This window comes from Streptomyces sp. NPDC001970 (assembly GCF_053594115.1).
This window is the reverse complement of the sequence record NZ_JBSFDW010000001.1, coordinates 441941-459743: the sequence shown is the minus strand read 5'-3', so window position 1 is coordinate 459743 and position 17803 is coordinate 441941. Positions and strand designations below refer to the sequence as shown.

Sequence of the window (17803 nt, the reverse complement as noted above, 5' to 3'; positions counted from 1 at the left end):
CACCGCGCGGCACCGGTCGTGTCGCAGGGGAGCCGAGGGCTTGCCCTCCGTTCGGCGAGGGGCGGGTAGGGAAAGTGCCCCCCGTCCGGCGGGGCGGCGCTGCCGCTGGACGGCCTCTGGTTCCCGTTCGCGGTCGTGCGGGTGCCGACCGGTGCGGCCGTGGCGCTGCCGGGCTGGGTGAAGGACGTCGTGGCCGAGCGGCGGCCGGTGCCGCTGCCCTGATCCGCAGGACGGGCCCTACAGCGTGAGGCCGAAGCAGTACCCCGTCCGCTGCGACACCGGTGTCGTGAACGTCTCGGCCAGCTCCATGCCGAGCCGCCGCGTCACCGCGATCGACCGCTCGTTGCGCGAGTCCACCATCGCGACGACGCGCGTGACCCCCGCCGCCCTGACCCGCTCCAGCGCGGCGCGGGCGGCCGCGGTCGCGTAACCCCGGCCCCAGGCCCGGCGGGCCAGCCGCCAGCCGATCTCGATCTCGCCCGTCGGACCCCACGCGTGCGGCCACGGCTGCGCTCCCGTGAAGCCGATGACCTCGCCCTCGGCATCCAGCAGCGTCCACAGGCAGAAGCCGCGCTCCGCGTCGTGTCTGCGCTGCCGGGCCGTCAGCTCCTCGTACACGGACAGCTCTGCCGGCGTGCCCCCGTGGAACTCCATGACCTCCGGGTCGGCGAAGACCCGGTGCCAGGCCAGGGCGTCCTCGTCGGTGGGCACACGCAACTGCACGACCGGCGCGGCGGGAAGCGTTTCGCTCATGGGACAACCCTTCGGTTCGTGGATCACTACGCCCCCATAGACTGCACAGGTCCAGTGCCTTTAAGCACGCGAAATCGAGTCTTCGGGAGTCCACGCCGTGACCGAGCCTCTCTCCGAGCACACCGCAGATGTGATCGTCGTCGGCGCGGGCCCGGCCGGTTCCACGACCGCGTACTACCTGGCCAAGGCCGGGCTCGACGTACTCCTCCTGGAGAAGACCGCGTTCCCGCGCGAGAAGGTCTGTGGCGACGGCCTCACCCCGCGCGCCACCAAGCAGCTCGTCGCCATGGGCATCGACATCTCCGAAGAGGCCGGCTGGCTGCGCAACAAGGGCCTGCGCATCATCGGCGGCGGCGTACGGCTGCAGCTGGACTGGCCGGAGCTCGCCAGCTATCCGGACTACGGCCTCGTCCGCAAGCGGGACGACTTCGACGAGCAGTTGGCCCGGCAGGCGCAGAAGGCGGGCGCGCGGCTGTACGAGCGCTGCAATGTGCAGGCGCCCGTCGTCGACGACCGCACCGGCCGGATCACCGGTGTCACCGCCAAGCTCGGCGAGGAGAAGACGCCGGTCACCTTCTCCGCCCCGCTGGTCGTGGCCGCCGACGGCAACTCGACCCGGCTGTCGCTGGCGATGGGGCTGCACCGCCGCGAGGACCGCCCGATGGGCGTCGCGGTCCGTACGTACTTCACCAGCCCGCGGCACGACGACGACTACCTGGAGTCGTGGCTGGAGCTGTGGGACCGCCGTGGCCCCGGCGAGGACCGGCTGCTGCCCGGCTACGGCTGGATCTTCGGCATGGGCGACGGCACGTCCAACGTCGGGCTCGGTGTCCTCAACACCACCGCGTCCTTCAAGGAGCTGGACTGGCGCGAGGTCCTCAAGGCCTGGTGCGCGTCGATGCCCGAGGACTGGGGTTACGTGCCCGAGAACATGACGGGCCCGATCCGCGGCGCCGCCCTGCCGATGGCCTTCAACCGCCAGCCCCACTACACGCGCGGTCTGCTGCTCGTCGGCGACGCGGGCGGGCTGGTCAACCCGTTCAACGGCGAGGGCATCGCGTACGCCATGGAGTCCGGCCAGCTCGCCGCCGACGTCATCGTGCAGGCCCATGCCCGCGCGACCCCGGCGCAGCGCGAACTCGCCCTGCGGAACTACCCGAAGATCCTCAAGGACACCTACGGCGGCTACTACACGCTCGGCCGCGCCTTCGTGAAGCTCATCGGCAACCCGAAGGTCATGAAGATCGCGACCCAGCGCGGACTGACGCACCCGGTCCTGATGAAGTTCACGCTGAAGATGCTCGCGAACCTGACGGATCCGACGGGCGGCGACGCGATGGACCGCATCATCAACGGCCTGAGCAAGGTGGCCCCGAAGGCCTGAGCGTCCGCCCGCGCTCCCAGTCCCGGCGGACCGGCCCGTCCGACCGTACGGACGCCAGTAGGCTGCGGCCGTGATCCGCCACGACTCCGGTCCCGGCCGCCGCTTGCGCGGGCTCTCTGCCGTCGTCCGCGGGGTTGTCCTCGCGGCCGTCGTGGCCGTCGCGGCGACCGGCTGGTACGTCACCCGTCCCGTCGCGCCGGCCCTGCACCTTCGCCGTCTCCAAGCTGACCGACGGGAGTGGTGAACCCCAGCCGGACGGCAACGGGGTGGTGTGGTCCGACGAGGAACTGGCCTTGCGTGCCTACCAGGACGCCATCGCCGCAGGGCGGTGCGAGGCGCCACGGCCTCGGTGGCAGCGGTGGCTCGGCTGAACCCTGGGCGAGACCCCCTCCTGCACCGACTACCAGGGGGTCCGCTTCATCACCCTGAACGCCGGCACCGGTGACGCGCGGGACCTGATGACCCCCACCGGACCTGCCCGCCTGCTCGGAGAACTGCCCGGACTCCGAGCGGCTCTGGCTCGACGAGGTGCTGAAGAACAACCCGAACAAGTGGGCCGTGGCCGTCTTCCACCAGCCGGCCTTCTCCGGAGCTGCGGACCGCGACGAGAAGCTCGTGCGGGACGCCTTGCTGCCGGTGTTCCAGCAGGGCGGCATCGGCCTGGGTGCTGATGGGCCACGACCACGTCTGCTCGCGAGGGTCCGTCGACGCGGACGCGACCGCCACTCCCGGAATGACCACCGGGCCGGTCTACACCGTGGCGGTCTCCGGGCCGACGTACTACGAGGAGGCGCCCGCGGACGACAACGTGGGGACCCGCAACGGCGCCAGCCAGGTCGTGCGCGCCGGTCACACCTCGACCTTCCAGGGGATCACCGTCTCGAAGGACCGGATCCGCTACGAGGCGGTGGTGGCGGCCACGTGGGACGACAGGTCGACCACGGACAAGGCGGTGGGCGAGACCCTGGACTCGTTCACCATCGCCACGTACGACGACGGCAGGAAGTACGTGACCGAGGACGGCGTCCCGGTCCCCGCTCCTGAGGGCGCGGCCTCCCGCCGCTGAGCGGAGCACAGCACCTCTACAGCGCGTGTACGCACTGTAGAGGTGCTGTGGCCGTCCGTGCCTGTTCCCTTCCGGCCCGACCGTCCCTTCCCTAACCTTCCTGACGTATTCCTGACAAGGCGTCGGGGGAGGGGGCTCCAGCCATGCACGGGAGCACGCACAGGGGGACGGACGGGAGCACGCACACAGACATGCACGCAGACTCGCGGGGGTCACACAGCCGCAGGACGTTCCTCGCCGGGACGGCGGGAGCGGTGGGGGCCGTCGCCCTTGCCCCAGGTGCCCGGGCGGCCACCGGGCGGGCCGCTGCCCCCGGCCGCCGCGTCGCCGTCCTCGGCGGAGGTGTCTCCGGCCTGAGCGCCGCCCAGGAACTCGCCGAGCGCGGTTACGCCGTGACCGTCTACGAGTACTACGACGTCCTCGGCGGCAAGGCCCGCTCGATGGACGTCCCCGGCACCGGAAGCGGCGGCCGCAGGCCGCTCCCGGGCGAGCACGGCTTCCGGTTCATCCCCGGCTTCTACCGGAACCTGCCGGACACCCTGCGCCGTATCCCGTACGCCGGGAACGCGAACGGCGTCCACGACAATCTGCGCTCCGGCACCGAGACCCTGTTCGCCCGCTCCGGCGGCCGCGCCGATCTGCACTTCCCGCTGCGGCGCGTCACCACGCCGCCGAGGCCCCAGGACCTCACCCCGGACTGGATCCGCGATCAGTTGCTGTCCGTACTCCAGCTGGCCACGAACATGCCCGCGTACGAGCTCGGTTACTTCGTCAACCGACTGCTCGTCTTCCTCACCAGCTGCGAGGCCCGGCGCGAGCGGCAGTGGGAGAGCGTCCCCTGGTGGGACTTCATCCGTGCCGAGGACTTCAGCGAGGAGTACCAGAGGGTCTTCGGCATCGGCCAGAGCCGCAATCTCACCGCCACCAGGGCGGAGGAGTCGTCGACCCGCACCGTCGCCGGCGTCTACATGGAGAACTTCCTCGTCTTCGGGCTGCTGGGTCTCGGCCACGACGGAGACATCGACCGGGTGCTCAACGGCCCGACGAACGAGGCATGGCTCGACCCGTGGACCGCCCATCTGCGTTCCCTGGGCGTCGAGTTCATAATGTCCACCCAGGTACGGGAGGTTCTGTACGGGTACGGCCGGGTCACCGGCATACGCGTCAGCGCTCCGGACGGCAGCGGCAGCCGGGTCGTCACCGCCGACCACTACGTCTCCGCACTGCCGGTCGAGCACGCCCGGCCCACCTGGGGGCCCGCGCTGCGGGCCGCCGATCCGCAGCTGGCGCGGTGCGATGCGCTGCGGACCGACTGGATGGTGGGGGTGCAGTTCTACATGCGCACCCCCAGCCCGATGGTCCACGGGCATGTGAACTGTCTGGACTCGCCGTGGTCGGTCACCGCCGTCGGGCAGGCGCAGTTCTGGGACGGGCACGACTTCCCCGCCGAGTACGGGGACGGGCGCGCCGTCGACTGTGTCTCGGTCATCGCCTCCGAGTGGGACAAGCCCGGCATTCTCTACGGCAAGACCGCAAAACAGTGCACGAAGGAGGAGTTCGTCGCCGAGGTCTGGGCCCAGCTGACGGAGGCCGTCGGCACCGCGGGCGATCCCGTCCTGAAAGACGAGGACCGCCTGGGCTGGTTCATCGACCCCGCCGTCACCGGGCTCGGCGGACCGAACCCCGCCAACCGCGAGCAGCTCCTCATCCATCCGGTCGGTTCGCTGCACGACAGGCCGTCCGCAAGGACCCGGGTGCCGAACTTCTTCCTGGCCGGGGACTACGTCCGCACCGGGATGAACCTGGCCTCGATGGAAGGGGCCAACGAGGCGGCCCGGCACGCCGTCAACGCCCTGCTCGACATCGACGGCTCGACCGCCGAGCGGTGTGCCACCTGGGGCCACTATCAGCCCCCGGAACTCGAACCCCTCAAGCGGGTCGACGAGATCCGCTTCCGCCTCGGGCTGCCGAATACCCTCGATCTAGGGTGATTTCGGGCATGCGGCTACAGAGCGGATGCGTAAAGGCCACCGCCCCCGGGCGGGGAGGCGGTGGCCTCTGTGCGGTTCTGTGTCAGAGGACCCGGACCGCACCGCTCGCCGGGTAGCCCGACAGGTCCTGGATCACGACGCCCTTGCTGGGGTTGGCGGCGTCGAGGTACTGGCCGCCGCCGATGTAGACGCCGACGTGGTACGCCGAGCCGGCGCCGCCCCAGTAGAGGATGTCGCCGACCTGGAGGTTGTTCAGGGACACCTGGGTGCCGGCGACCGACTGGTCCTGCGAGACGCGGGGGAGGTCCACGCCGACCTGCCGGTACGCGGCCTGGACGAGGCTGGAGCAGTCCCAGGCGTTGGGGCCGGTGGCGCCCATGACGTACGCGTCGCCGAGCTGGGCCTTGAGGAAGGAGATGACGGTCCCGACGGAGCCGGACGGGGTCGAGGTGCTCCGGGAGGACGCGGAGAGGGTCGTGCGCTCGGAGGAGCGGGAGGCGCGCTCCTCGGCCGCGGCGCGGGCGGCCTCTTCGGCCTTCTTCTCGGCCTCGGCCTTGCGGACGGCCTCGGCCTTGGCCTTCTTCGCGGCCGTGGCGGCCTTCGTCGCGGCCGCGTTCTCCTGCGTCTGCAGCTGGGCGTCGAGGGCGGACTGCTGGGTCGCCTCGGCGGACAGGGCGACGGCGGCCGCGATCGCGGGGGACTCGAGTGTGAGTGCGGGCATCTCGATGGTCTCGGTCACCGGCTCGGCGTTCGCCGGCCCGGCGCTACCGGCCACCGCGATGGTGCTGAGGACGCCACCGGCAACTCCGGCCCGGAGCGCGAGCGTCGAGGCGCTGCGAGGACGGGGCTTCCGGTGGCTTCGTATGTGAGCGGTGTGGGACATGAGGACAACCGCTATCAAGGACCACTGGTTCCCTTCAAGAAACGTGTGTTGCGCCACAGTTACGTCCGGAATCCCGTAATCCGCTTTCCTGGGAACCTTATTGACGCCGTAACGGGCAAAACGGTCATCGGTGATCAGGGCTGTGATCTAGGCCTTTCAGTAAAAGGTCCGGATTGCCCGTCGCTTACCACCCCTTCACACCGATGGCCAAGCCCCGAATTCCGGGGTGCGCTCGGGAGTGGCACAGGTCACAGAAAGGTCACCGTCGGCCGCGCTCCGGAACCGCTCTTCCGGTGGCGACTCCGGGGTCGTGAGGAGCGGCCCGGCCGGGTGGCGGGGTAGTGGCCCGCGCTCGCGAGGAAGGGCGGCCCGTGCTCGTGAAGGGATGCACGTGTCCACCTCCGTCCCGGAGGCCCCTCGGCCGAGTGACAGCACCCTCTATCACCCCCTTCTGTGCCTCGCGAATTTGCGTGCGGATGCCTGCCCTGATAGGGACGCCACCGCTCTGACCAGCGGTAACGCGGCGAAGAATGACTTCTTGTAGTCGCTCGTGCGCTTCGCGTGCAAGATCACCGATCATCCGACTTCATGATCCTTCGTCAGGTGGTGGAGATCACAAAGACGTTGTCCCACCCCGTGTCGCAGATCACAGACCGGCAGGCATAGGATGCGGAGCAGTCGGGCTTGTGAACTGCCTCACATGTGCACGATCTTCGCGAGGCGGCGAGACGGATGCCCGGTGCGGTCCAACGGTCAAGGACGACTGGAAGGAGCGAGGAGCGTGAATGCCTACGCGCCCATTCTCGTGCTCGGCGCCCTAGGGGCAGGCTTTGCGATCTTCTCCGTGGTCATGGCCACGCTTATCGGCCCGAAGCGCTACAACCGGGCGAAGCTCGAGGCGTACGAATGCGGCATCGAGCCGACGCCGCATCCGGCCGGAGGCGGCCGCTTCCCCATCAAGTACTACCTGACGGCGATGCTCTTCATCATTTTCGATATCGAGATCGTCTTCCTCTATCCCTGGGCCGTCACCTTCGACGCCCTGGGGATCTTCGGGCTCGTGGAGATGCTGCTCTTCGTGCTCACCGTCTTCGTCGCCTACGCGTACGTATGGCGGCGCGGCGGCCTGGAATGGGACTGAGGGGCTGAGGAGCACACCAATGGGACTCGAAGAGAAACTCCCGAGCGGCTTTCTGCTGACCACCGTCGAACAGGCCGCGGGCTGGGTGCGCAAGGCGTCCGTCTTCCCCGCCACCTTCGGCCTGGCCTGCTGCGCCATCGAGATGATGACGACCGGTGCAGGGCGGTACGACCTGGCCCGCTTCGGCATGGAGGTCTTCCGCGGCTCGCCGCGGCAGGCCGATCTGATGATCGTCGCCGGGCGGGTGAGCCAGAAGATGGCGCCCGTCCTGCGCCAGGTCTACGACCAGATGCCCAATCCCAAGTGGGTGATTTCCATGGGGGTTTGCGCATCCTCGGGCGGAATGTTCAACAATTACGCGATTGTGCAGGGTGTCGACCACATTGTTCCTGTTGACATCTATTTGCCGGGCTGCCCCCCGCGTCCGGAGATGCTGATGGACGCGATCCTCAAGCTCCACCAGAAGATCCAGACCTCCAAGCTCGGCGTGAACGCGGAGGAAGCGGCCCGTGAGGCGGAGGAAGCGGCCCTCAAGGCGCTCCCGACGATCGAGATGAAGGGGCTGCTGCGATGAGCGACGCACGCGACGACCAGCCGAACCCCGAGAAGGAGCTCAGCGCGCAGAACCTGCCGGGGCAGCGCGGTGAGCACGGCGAGGAGATCCGCGTCCAGCGCGGCATGTTCGGCGCCGACAAGGGTGGTGGCGACACCTCCGGCTACGGCGGGCTCGTCCGCTCCGTACGCCTGCCCGGCGCGGCCACCCGGCCGTACGGCGGCTGGTTCGACGAGGTCGCCGACGAGCTCGAGGGCGCCCTGGAGGAGCAGGACCTCGTTCCGGAGAACGCGATCGAGAAGACCGTCGTCGACCGCGACGAGCTCACCTTCCACATCGCGCGCGAACACCTCGTCCGCGTCGCCAGGACCCTGCGCGACGACCCGGCGCTGCGCTTCGAGCTCTGTACGGGGGTGAGCGGCGTCCACTACCCCGGCGACAAGGGCCGCGAACTGCACGCCGTCTACCACCTGCGCTCGATCACCCACGGCCGGCTGATCCGCCTGGAGGCCAGCGCCCCGGACACGGACCCGCACATCCCGTCGCTGGTCGAGGTCTATCCGACCAACGACTGGCACGAGCGCGAGACCTACGACTTCTTCGGCCTGATCTTCGACGGCCACCCCGCCCTCACCCGGATCATGATGCCGGACGACTGGCAGGGCTTCCCTCAGCGCAAGGACTATCCCCTCGGCGGCATCCCCGTCGAGTACAAGGGCGCCCAGATCCCGGCTCCGGACCAGCGGAGGTCGTACTCGTGACCACCCCATCTGCCCACCCGTCTCCCGGCCACCACCCGTCATCGGGTCCCTCCGGGACGCCCCTTTCGACGGCACGTGAGACGACCGAGGGGACTGTATATACGGTCACCGGCGGCGACTGGGACGAGGTCGCCCGGTCCGCGGCCAAGGCCGACGACGAGCGCATCGTCGTCAACATGGGTCCGCAGCACCCGTCCACCCATGGAGTGCTCCGCCTCATCCTGGAGATCGACGGCGAGACCGTCACCGAGGCCCGCTGCGGCATCGGCTATCTGCACACCGGCATCGAGAAGAACCTCGAGTACCGGACCTGGACGCAGGGCACGACCTTCGTCACGCGCATGGACTACCTCACGCCGTTCTTCAACGAGACGGCGTACTGCCTCGCGGTCGAGAAGCTGCTCGGCATCGAGGACCAGATCCCGGACCGGGCGACGGTCCTCCGCGTCCTGCTGATGGAGCTGAACAGGCTCTCCTCGCACCTGGTGTGCATCGCCACCGGCGGCATGGAGCTCGGCGCCACCACGATCATGATCTACGGATTCCGTGATCGTGAACTCATTCTCGACATCTACGAACTCATCACCGGCCTGCGGATGAACCACGCGTACATCCGCCCCGGCGGCCTCGCCCAGGACCTGCCCCCGGGCGCCGTGGACCAGATCCGTGAGTTCGTGAAGAAGATGAAGAAGAACCTGCCCGAGTACGACAAGCTCGCCACCGGGAACCCGATCTTCAAGGCCCGGATGCAGGACGTCGGCTATCTCGACCTGGCCGGCTGCATGGCCCTCGGCGCCACGGGACCGGTCCTGCGTTCCACCGGCCTCCCGCACGACCTGCGCAAGACCGACCCGTACTGCGGCTACGAGACGTACGACTTCGACGTCCCGACCGCCGACACCTGCGACGCCTACGGCCGCTTCCTCATCCGCCTCGAGGAGATGCGCCAGTCGCTGCGGATCGTCGAGCAGTGCCTGGACCGGCTGGCACCCGGCCCGGTCATGGTCGCCGACAAGAAGATCGCCTGGCCCGCGCAGCTCGCGCTCGGACCCGACGGACTCGGCAACTCCCTCGACCACATCAAGAAGATCATGGGCACCTCCATGGAGGCCCTGATCCACCACTTCAAGCTGGTGACCGAGGGCTTCCGGGTCCCGGCCGGCCAGACGTACGCGGCCGTCGAGTCGCCCAAGGGCGAGCTCGGCGTCCATGTCGTCTCCGACGGCGGCACCCGCCCCTACCGGGTCCACTTCCGCGACCCGTCCTTCACCAATCTGCAGTCCATGGCGGCGATGTGCGAGGGCGGCCAGGTCGCCGACGTCATCGTCGCCGTCGCGTCCATCGACCCCGTGATGGGAGGCGTCGACCGGTGACAGACGTATCGCTCGGGATGCCACAGCTCCCCGCCCCCGAATACCCGGTGGAGGTGCGCGAGCGGCTGGTGGCGGATGCCGAGGAGATCATCGGCCGCTACCCGGACAGCCGGTCCGCACTGCTGCCCCTGCTGCACCTCGTGCAGTCCGAGGAGGGACATGTCTCCCGGACCGGGATGCGGTTCTGCGCGGACATGCTGGGGCTGACGACGGCTGAGGTGACGGCCGTCGCCACCTTCTACACCATGTACCGGCGCAAGCCCTCCGGCGACTACCAGGTGGGGGTCTGCACCAACACTCTCTGCGCGGTGATGGGCGGCGACGCCATCTTCGCCGAGCTCAAGGAGCACCTCGGGGTCGGCAACGGCGAGACCACCGACGACGGCAAGGTCACCCTCGAGCACATCGAGTGCAACGCGGCCTGCGACTTCGCGCCCGTCGTGATGGTCAACTGGGAGTTCTTCGACAACCAGACGCCCGAGTCGGCGCGGCAGCTCGTCGACGACCTGCGGACCGGTCGGACCGTCGAACCCACCCGCGGCGCCCCCCTGTGCTCGTTCAAGGAGACCGCCCGCATGCTGGCCGGCTTCCCCGACCGGCGCCCCGGCGCCGTCGAGGCGAGCGGCGGCGCGGGCCCGGCCTCCCTGATCGGCCTCCGGCTCGCCAAGGGCGAGCCGCCCCGCCCACGCGTCGTCCACCCGCGCGGCGCGGTGGCCCACGACGAACCGCGCGACGCCGCATCCGAGGAGGGGGAGTGATGACGGTGTCCACCAGCTATGAGGGCCCCTCCCAGCCGGAGGCCGGCGGCGAGACCAGCCCGGAGAAGCTGCTCGCTCCCGTCCTGTCGGCCTTCTGGGACGAGCCCGAGTCCTGGACGCTGGAGACGTACCGGCGCCACGAGGGCTACCAGGGCCTGCGCAAGGCCCTGGCGATGGCCCCGGACGACCTGATCGCGTACGTCAAGGACTCCGGGCTGCGCGGCCGCGGCGGCGCCGGCTTCCCCACCGGAATGAAGTGGCAGTTCATTCCCCAGGGAGACGGCAAGCCGCACTACCTCGTGGTCAACGCCGACGAGTCGGAGCCCGGGACCTGCAAGGACATCCCGCTCCTCTTCGCCAACCCGCACTCCCTCATCGAGGGGATCGTGATCGCCTGCTACGCGATCCGGTCCCACCACGCCTTCATCTATGTGCGTGGCGAGGTCGTGCCCGTGCTGCGCAGGCTGCACGAGGCCGTGCGTGAGGCGTACGAGGCCGGCTATCTCGGCACGGACATCCTCGGCAGCGGACTCGACCTCGACGTCACCGTGCACGCGGGCGCGGGCGCGTACATCTGCGGTGAGGAGACCGCACTGCTGGACTCGCTGGAAGGACGGCGCGGCCAGCCCCGGCTGCGTCCCCCCTTCCCCGCGGTCGCCGGTCTGTACGCGTGCCCCACTGTGGTGAACAACGTCGAGTCCATCGCGTCCGTTCCCGCGATCCTCAACAGGGGCAAGGACTGGTTCCGTTCGATGGGCAGCGAGAAGTCCCCGGGCTTCACGCTCTACTCCCTCAGCGGCCATGTCGCGAACCCCGGCCAGTACGAGGCGCCGCTCGGCATCACCCTGCGCCAGCTGCTCGACATGAGCGGCGGCATGCGCCCCGGCCACCGGCTCAAGTTCTGGACCCCGGGCGGCTCCTCCACCCCGATGTTCACCGACGAACACCTCGACGTCCCGCTGGACTACGAGGGCGTGGGCGCCGCCGGTTCGATGCTCGGCACCAAGGCGCTGCAGTGCTTCGACGAGACGACCTGTGTCGTGCGGGCCGTCACACGCTGGACCGAGTTCTACGCCCACGAGTCCTGCGGCAAGTGCACGCCCTGCCGCGAAGGCACCTACTGGCTCGTCCAGTTGCTGCGCAACATCGAGGCAGGCAACGGCGCCATGGAGGACCTCGACAAGCTGAACGACATCGCCGACAACATCAACGGCAAGTCGTTCTGCGCGCTCGGCGACGGCGCCGCCTCGCCGATCTTCTCGTCGCTCACGTACTTCCGCGACGAGTACGAGCAGCACATCCGTGGCAAGGGCTGCCCCTTCGACCCGGCCGCGTCCACCGCGTGGGCGAACCGGCACGACGACAACATGGAGGTGAACGCATGACTGTGACGACGGGCGCTCCCTCCGGGAGCGGCGAGGCCGCGGTCCCGCCCGAGGACCTGGTCTCCCTGACCATCGACGGCATCGAGATCTCCGTGCCCAAGGGCACCCTGGTCATTCGCGCCGCCGAACTGCTCGGCATCGAGATCCCCCGGTTCTGCGACCATCCCCTCCTCAACCCCGTCGGCGCCTGCCGCCAGTGCATCGTCGAGGTCGAGGGCCAGCGCAAGCCGATGGCGTCGTGCACCATCACCTGCACCGACGGCATGGTCGTCAGGTCGCAGCTCACCTCGCCCGTCGCCGAGAAGGCGCAGCAGGGCGTGATGGAGCTGCTGCTCATCAACCACCCCCTCGACTGCCCGGTCTGCGACAAGGGCGGCGAGTGCCCCCTGCAGAACCAGGCCGTCTCGCACGGCCAGGCCGACTCCCGCTTCGAGGGCAGGAAGCGGACGTACGAGAAGCCGATCAACATCTCCAGCCAGATCCTGCTCGACCGCGAGCGGTGCGTGCTGTGCGCGCGCTGCACCCGCTTCTCCAACCAGATCGCCGGCGACCCGATGATCGAGCTGCTGGAGCGGGGCGCGCTGGAGCAGGTCGGCACGGGTGAGGGCGACCCCTTCGCGTCGTACTTCTCGGGGAACACCATCCAGATCTGCCCGGTGGGCGCGCTGACCTCGGCGGCGTACCGGTTCCGCGCCCGTCCCTTCGACCTCGTCTCGTCGCCGTCCGTCTGCGAGCACTGCGCGGGGGGCTGCGCGACCCGCACCGACCATCGGCGCGGCAAGGTCATGAGGCGGCTCGCCGCCAACGACCCCGAGGTCAACGAGGAGTGGATCTGCGACAAGGGGCGGTTCGCCTTCCGCTACGGCCAGCAGCGCGACCGGCTCACCACCCCGCTCGTCCGCAACAAGGAAAGCGGTGAGCTGGAGCCGGCGAGCTGGCCGGAGGCCCTGGAAGCCGCGGCCACCGGGCTCGCGGCGGCTCGCGGCCGGGCGGCGGTGCTGACCGGCGGGCGGCTCACGGTCGAGGACGCGTACGCGTACGCCAAGTTCGCCCGGGTCGCCCTCGACACCAACGACGTCGACTTCCGGGCGCGCGTGCACTCCTCCGAGGAGGCCGATTTCCTGGCCTCGGCGGTCGCGGGACGCGGAAGGGACCTGGACGGTGCGGGCGTCACGTACACCTCGCTGGAGGCCGCACCGGCGGTCCTGCTCGCGGGCTTCGAGTCCGAGGAAGAGGCACCCGGCGTCTTCCTGCGGCTGCGCAAGGCCGCACTCAAGCACGGCCTGCGGACCTTCGCCCTCGCCACGCACGCCACGCGCGGTCTGAGGAAGGCCGCGGGCGTCCTGCTGCCCGCCGCACCCGGCACCGAGACCGAGTGGCTGAACGCCCTGGCCTCCGGCACCGGACTCGACGGGGACGGCGCCACGGCCGCACAGGCGCTGCGCGCCGAGGGGGCCGTGATCGTCGTCGGCGAGCGGCTCGCCGCAGTGCCGGGCGCCCTGACGGCGGCGGTACGGGCGGCGACCGCGACCGGCGCCAGGCTGGTGTGGATCCCGCGCCGGGCCGGCGAGCGCGGCGCGGTCGAGGCGGGCGCCGTCCCGTCGCTGCTGCCCGGCGGCCGCCCCGCCACCGATCCGCGGGCCCGCGAGGAGACCGCGGCGGCCTGGGGCGTACGGGAGCTCCCGCACCGCTACGGCCGCGACACCGGCCAGATCGTCGAGGCCGCGGCCACCGGCGAGCTGGGTGCCCTGGTCGTCGCGGGCGTCGAGGTCGCCGATCTGCCCGACCCCGCACGCGCACGCGAGGCGCTCGACGCGGTCGGCTTCCTGGTCTCCCTGGAGCTGCGGCCGACCGAGGTCACCGAGCGTGCCGACGTGGTCTTCCCGGTCGCGGCCGTCGCCGAGAAGCCCGGCACCTTCCTCAACTGGGAAGGCAGGGCACGGCTCTTCGAGGCCGCGCTGAAGCCCGACCAGATGACCCGCCCGTCGGCACCTGCCGATGCGCGGGTGCTGCACATGCTCGCCGACGCCCTGGACGTCCACCTCGCGCTGCCGGATCTGCGGTCCGTGCGGCGGGAGATGGACCGGTTGGGGGCGTGGAGCGGTCCCCTGGCCTTCGGCATGGGGGACCCCAGGGCGAGCGAGCCCACCGAGGCCGCCCGGCCGTTGCCCCGCCCCGGCGAGGGCGAGGCGGTCCTGGCGGGCCATCGGATGCTGCTCGACCAGGGACTGCTCCAGCAGGGCGACGAGGCGCTGGCCGGAACCCGGCACGCCGCGGTCGCCCGGCTCTCCGCCGCCACCGCGGCCGAGACCGGAGTCAAGGACGGCGATGTCCTCGCCGTCACCGGATCCGCCGGTTCCGTACACCTCCCGCTGCAGGTGACCGAGATGCCCGACCGGGTGGTCTGGCTCCCGCTCAACTCGACGGGCGGCGGCGTGCTGAGCGACACGGGCGTCCGCCCCGGCGAACTGGTCCGCATCGGCCCGGCGGCCGCCGCGGCGGAGGCGCACATCGACACGGCCCCCGCGGCTCCCACGGAGGTGGAGGCATGAACACGGCACTCCTCGAACCGACCCTGCTCGCCGCCGAGGACCTTTCGCTCTTCGGGCGGGACCCCTGGTGGCTCGTCGTCGTCAAGGCGGTCTTCTGCTTCGCCTTCCTGATGCTGACCGTCCTGTTCTCCATCGTGTGGGAGCGCAAGGTCGTCGCGTGGATGCAGCTGCGCATCGGCCCCAACCGGCACGGCCCCTGGGGCCTCCTCCAGTCCCTCGCGGACGGCGTCAAGCTGATGCTCAAGGAGGACCTGATCGTCAAGCGCGCGGACAAGGTGGTCTACGTCCTCGCGCCGATCGTCGCCGCGATCCCGGCCTTCATGGCGATCGCCGTGATCCCCTTCGGCCCCGCGGGCAACGAGATCTCGATCTTCGGCCAGCGGACGACGATGCAGCTCACCGACCTGCCGATCGCGATGCTCTACATCCTCGCGGTCGCCTCGGTCGGCATCTACGGCATCGTGCTGGCGGGCTGGTCGTCCGGCTCGACGTACCCGCTGCTCGGCGGACTGCGCTCCTGCGCGCAGATGATCTCGTACGAGATCGCCATGGGCGCCGCCTTCGCCTCGGTCTTCCTCTACTCGGGATCGATGTCGACCTCGGCGATCGTGGAGGCGCAGGCGGACCGCTGGTACATCCTGCTGCTGCCGGTGTCGTTCCTGATCTACATCGTGACGATGGTCGGCGAGACGAACCGGGCCCCGTTCGACATGCCGGAGTCCGAGGGCGACCTGGTCGGCGGCTTCAACACCGAGTACTCGTCCATCAAGTTCGCGCTGTTCATGCTCGCCGAGTACGTCAACATGGTCACCGTCTCGGCGGTCTCGGTCACGCTCTTCCTCGGCGGCTGGCGGGCCCCGTACCCGATCAGCACCTTCTGGGAGGGCGCGAACCACGGCTGGTGGCCGATGCTCTGGTTCGTCCTCAAGGTGCAGCTGCTGCTGTTCTTCTTCATCTGGCTGCGCGGCACGCTGCCGCGCGTCCGCTACGACCAGCTGATGAAGCTCGGCTGGAAGGTCCTCATCCCGGTCTCGGTCGTCTGGCTGATGCTCGTGGCGACCGTGCGGGCGCTGCGGAACGAGGGCCAGGACTTCTCGCAGATCGTGCTGTACGTCGGCGGGGCGGTCCTCGCCGTACTACTGCTGTCGTTCGTGGTCGACATGCTCCGCGGCAAGCAGGAGCGGGTCGAAGAGGCGGAGAAGGCGGCCGCGCCCCGGGAGTTCGACCCGATGGCGGGCGGATTCCCGGTGCCGCCGCTGCCGGGGCAGGATCTGCCGCCGGTGCCGCGCAGGCGGCCGCGCCGCGACCGCGAGTTGATTGTCAGTGGTGGCACGAATACTGACAGTGACGGACCTCGTGACGGAAAGGAGGCTGACGGTGTCTGAGCGATCCGAGGAATCCGAGAGCACGTTCCAGAACCCGGTTGCCGGCTTCGGCGTGACCTTCAAGGCCATGTTCAAGAAGCGGCTGACCGAGCAGTACCCGGAGCAGCAGAAGACGACGGCGCCGCGCTTCCACGGCCGGCACCAGCTCAACCGGCACCCGGACGGGCTGGAGAAGTGCGTCGGCTGCGAGCTGTGCGCCTGGGCCTGTCCCGCGGACGCCATCTATGTGGAGGGCGCGGACAACACGGACGAGGAGCGCTACTCGCCGGGCGAGCGGTACGGGCGGGTGTACCAGATCAACTACGCCCGCTGCATCCTGTGCGGGCTGTGCATCGAGGCGTGCCCGACCCGTGCGCTCACGATGACCAACGAGTTCGAGCTCGCCGACAGCTCCCGAGAGAACCTGATCTACACCAAGGAGCAGCTGCTCGCGGGGCTCGAGCAGGGCATGGTCGACTCACCGCACGCGATCTACCCCGGCATGGACGAGCAGGACTACTACCGGGGCCTGGTCACCGAGGCGGCGCCCGGTACGGAGCCCCAGGTCGCCGCCTCCAAGGGCGAGCTGCATCCCTCGGCAAGCCCTTCGGGCGCGGCCCGGGACGAGGAGGCCGACGCATGAGCGCCACGCTCGCCGCGGCCACCTCGACCGGAGAGGCCGTTCAGTTCTGGATCCTGGGCAGCGTCGCCGTCATCGGTGCGCTGTGCACCGTCCTGATGAAGAAGGCCGTGCACAGCGCGCTGTGCCTCGCGGGGACCATGATCATCCTCGCGGTCTTCTACCTCGCCAACGGGGCGTACTTCCTGGGCGTCGTCCAGATCGTCGTCTACACCGGCGCGATCATGATGCTGTTCCTCTTCGTCGTCATGCTCGTCGGCGTCACGGCCGCGGACTCCCTCAAGGAGACGATCAAGGGCCAGCGCTGGTGGGCCGCGCTGTGCGGACTCGGCTTCGGCGTCCTGCTGATCGCCGGCATCGGCAACGCCGCGCTGACCCCGAGCTCGTTCGTCGGCCTCGGCCAGGCGAATGCGGGCGGCAATGTCGAGGGCATCGCCGCCCTGCTGTTCACCAAGTACGTCTTCGCCTTCGAAATCACCGGCGCCCTGCTGATCTCGGCGGCCGTCGGTGCCATGGTGCTCACCCACCGCGAGCGCACCGAGCGCGCCAGGACCCAGCGGGAGCTGGCCGAGCAGCGCGTGCGCGAGGGCAAGCACCTGCCGCCGCTGCCCGCGCCCGGTGTCTACGCCCGGCACAACGCGGTGGACATCGCGGGTCTGCTCCCGGACGGCACCCCGTCCGAGCTCACCGTCAACAAGACGCTGCGCGCCCGCGGTCAGATCCGCGATGTGTCGAGCGAGGCGCTGAACGACCTCAAGGCGCTGGAGCAGCGCTCGGAGGAGCGTCTCGGCCGGGACCGCGACGAGCCCGGCCGGAACGGACACGACCGGACCGAGCACGACCGGACCGAGCGCGACCGGGACGCGGAGCGCGACGGACAGGAGGCCAAGCGGTGAATCCCGTCAACTACCTCTACCTCGCCGCCCTGTTGTTCACCATCGGCGCCGTCGGCGTGCTGATCAGGCGGAACGCGATCGTGGTCTTCATGTGCGTCGAGCTCATGCTCAACGCCTGCAACCTCGCGTTCGTCGCCTTCTCCCGGATGCACGGCAACCTCGACGGCCAGATCATCGCGTTCTTCACGATGGTCGTCGCCGCCGCGGAGGTCGTGGTCGGGCTCGCGATCATCGTGTCGCTGTTCCGTTCCCGCCACTCGGCCTCGGTCGACGACGCCAGCCTGATGAAGCTGTGAGGGGCTG

17 protein-coding genes are annotated in these 17803 nt (G+C 69.8%); 15 read left to right on the top strand and 2 right to left on the bottom strand.

Annotated elements, in window-relative coordinates; translation table 11 throughout:
- Positions 1–237 precede the first annotated feature (237 nt).
- Positions 238–753, bottom strand: coding sequence for a GNAT family N-acetyltransferase (locus ACWCP0_RS02240; RefSeq protein WP_451076942.1), 516 nt, complete (start codon positions 751–753; stop codon positions 238–240).
- Between the two features lie 97 nt (positions 754–850).
- Here ACWCP0_RS02240 and ACWCP0_RS02235 point away from each other — a divergent pair, with 97 nt between their 5' ends.
- From ACWCP0_RS02235 to ACWCP0_RS02220, 4 genes are all read left to right on the top strand, one after another.
- Positions 851–2137 (top strand): geranylgeranyl reductase family protein, encoded by a 1287-nt coding sequence (locus tag ACWCP0_RS02235; protein ID WP_451076941.1) that lies wholly within the window; start codon positions 851–853, stop codon positions 2135–2137.
- Positions 2138–2207: 70 nt separating this feature from the next.
- Positions 2208–2381 (top strand): hypothetical protein, encoded by a 174-nt coding sequence (locus ACWCP0_RS02230; protein ID WP_451076940.1) that lies wholly within the window; start codon positions 2208–2210, stop codon positions 2379–2381.
- Between the two features lie 489 nt (positions 2382–2870).
- Positions 2871–3203 (top strand): hypothetical protein, encoded by a 333-nt coding sequence (locus tag ACWCP0_RS02225; RefSeq protein WP_451076939.1) that lies wholly within the window; start codon positions 2871–2873, stop codon positions 3201–3203.
- A gap of 191 nt (positions 3204–3394) precedes the next feature.
- Positions 3395–5194: a hydroxysqualene dehydroxylase gene (locus ACWCP0_RS02220; RefSeq protein ID WP_451076938.1), complete on the top strand. Its 1800-nt coding sequence runs from the start codon at positions 3395–3397 to the stop codon at positions 5192–5194.
- An 82-nt stretch (positions 5195–5276) separates the two neighbouring features.
- Here ACWCP0_RS02220 and ACWCP0_RS02215 read toward each other — a convergent pair whose 3' ends face one another.
- Positions 5277–6077 carry a C40 family peptidase gene (locus ACWCP0_RS02215; RefSeq protein ID WP_451076937.1) on the bottom strand — a complete coding sequence of 267 codons (801 nt, stop codon included), beginning with the start codon at positions 6075–6077 and terminating at the stop codon, positions 5277–5279.
- A gap of 781 nt (positions 6078–6858) precedes the next feature.
- Here ACWCP0_RS02215 and ACWCP0_RS02210 point away from each other — a divergent pair.
- From ACWCP0_RS02210 to nuoK, 11 genes are read left to right on the top strand one after another with little or no spacing between them, the layout of a single operon-like run.
- Complete coding sequence (locus ACWCP0_RS02210) at positions 6859–7218, top strand: NADH-quinone oxidoreductase subunit A (protein WP_351226729.1); 360 nt, start codon at positions 6859–6861, stop codon at positions 7216–7218.
- Between the two features lie 19 nt (positions 7219–7237).
- A complete protein-coding gene (locus ACWCP0_RS02205) occupies positions 7238–7792 on the top strand; it encodes a NuoB/complex I 20 kDa subunit family protein (protein WP_003998928.1) in 555 nt (184 codons plus the stop codon).
- A complete protein-coding gene (locus ACWCP0_RS02200; protein ID WP_451076936.1) occupies positions 7789–8532 on the top strand; it encodes an NADH-quinone oxidoreductase subunit C in 744 nt (247 codons plus the stop codon). The genes ACWCP0_RS02205 and ACWCP0_RS02200 overlap by 4 nt, the downstream gene beginning before the upstream one ends.
- On the top strand, positions 8529–9905 hold the full coding sequence (locus ACWCP0_RS02195; protein WP_451076935.1) for an NADH-quinone oxidoreductase subunit D: 1377 nt from the start codon (positions 8529–8531) through the stop codon (positions 9903–9905). The genes ACWCP0_RS02200 and ACWCP0_RS02195 overlap by 4 nt, the downstream gene beginning before the upstream one ends.
- Positions 9906–9922: 17 nt before the next feature.
- Positions 9923–10663 carry an NADH-quinone oxidoreductase subunit NuoE gene (gene nuoE, locus ACWCP0_RS02190; protein WP_451077015.1) on the top strand — a complete coding sequence of 247 codons (741 nt, stop codon included), beginning with the start codon at positions 9923–9925 and terminating at the stop codon, positions 10661–10663.
- Positions 10663–12048, top strand: a complete 1386-nt coding sequence (gene nuoF / locus ACWCP0_RS02185) for an NADH-quinone oxidoreductase subunit NuoF (RefSeq protein ID WP_451076934.1) — start codon at positions 10663–10665, stop codon at positions 12046–12048. Before nuoE ends, nuoF begins: the two co-directional genes overlap by 1 nt.
- Entirely contained in the window at positions 12045–14600 is a 2556-nt protein-coding gene (locus ACWCP0_RS02180; protein WP_451076933.1) for an NADH-quinone oxidoreductase subunit G, read from the top strand. The genes nuoF and ACWCP0_RS02180 overlap by 4 nt, the downstream gene beginning before the upstream one ends.
- A complete protein-coding gene (gene nuoH / locus ACWCP0_RS02175) occupies positions 14597–15985 on the top strand; it encodes an NADH-quinone oxidoreductase subunit NuoH (protein WP_451076932.1) in 1389 nt (462 codons plus the stop codon). The genes ACWCP0_RS02180 and nuoH overlap by 4 nt, the downstream gene beginning before the upstream one ends.
- Positions 15978–16607, top strand: coding sequence for an NADH-quinone oxidoreductase subunit NuoI (gene nuoI, locus ACWCP0_RS02170; RefSeq protein ID WP_451076931.1), 630 nt, complete (start codon positions 15978–15980; stop codon positions 16605–16607). The genes nuoH and nuoI overlap by 8 nt, the downstream gene beginning before the upstream one ends.
- A complete protein-coding gene (locus tag ACWCP0_RS02165) occupies positions 16604–17500 on the top strand; it encodes an NADH-quinone oxidoreductase subunit J (RefSeq protein WP_451076930.1) in 897 nt (298 codons plus the stop codon). Before nuoI ends, ACWCP0_RS02165 begins: the two co-directional genes overlap by 4 nt.
- A complete protein-coding gene (nuoK, locus tag ACWCP0_RS02160) occupies positions 17497–17796 on the top strand; it encodes an NADH-quinone oxidoreductase subunit NuoK (RefSeq protein ID WP_376433518.1) in 300 nt (99 codons plus the stop codon). The genes ACWCP0_RS02165 and nuoK overlap by 4 nt, the downstream gene beginning before the upstream one ends.
- Positions 17797–17803 lie beyond the last annotated feature (7 nt).

Bases quoted from the DNA above. Each gene is read 5' to 3' on its own strand.
- ACWCP0_RS02240 (WP_451076942.1), bottom strand. From the start codon at position 753: ATGAGCGAAACGCTTCCCGCCGCGCCGGTCGTGCAGTTGCGTGTGCCC.
- ACWCP0_RS02225 (WP_451076939.1), top strand. From the start codon at position 2,871: ATGACCACCGGGCCGGTCTACACCGTGGCGGTCTCCGGGCCGACGTAC.
- ACWCP0_RS02220 (WP_451076938.1), top strand. From the start codon at position 3,395: ATGCACGCAGACTCGCGGGGGTCACACAGCCGCAGGACGTTCCTCGCC.
- ACWCP0_RS02215 (WP_451076937.1), bottom strand. From the start codon at position 6,077: ATGTCCCACACCGCTCACATACGAAGCCACCGGAAGCCCCGTCCTCGC.
- ACWCP0_RS02205 (WP_003998928.1), top strand. From the start codon at position 7,238: ATGGGACTCGAAGAGAAACTCCCGAGCGGCTTTCTGCTGACCACCGTC.
- ACWCP0_RS02200 (WP_451076936.1), top strand. From the start codon at position 7,789: ATGAGCGACGCACGCGACGACCAGCCGAACCCCGAGAAGGAGCTCAGC.
- nuoE (WP_451077015.1), top strand. From the start codon at position 9,923: ATGCCACAGCTCCCCGCCCCCGAATACCCGGTGGAGGTGCGCGAGCGG.
- nuoF (WP_451076934.1), top strand. From the start codon at position 10,663: ATGACGGTGTCCACCAGCTATGAGGGCCCCTCCCAGCCGGAGGCCGGC.
- ACWCP0_RS02180 (WP_451076933.1), top strand. From the start codon at position 12,045: ATGACTGTGACGACGGGCGCTCCCTCCGGGAGCGGCGAGGCCGCGGTC.
- nuoH (WP_451076932.1), top strand. From the start codon at position 14,597: ATGAACACGGCACTCCTCGAACCGACCCTGCTCGCCGCCGAGGACCTT.
- ACWCP0_RS02165 (WP_451076930.1), top strand. From the start codon at position 16,604: ATGAGCGCCACGCTCGCCGCGGCCACCTCGACCGGAGAGGCCGTTCAG.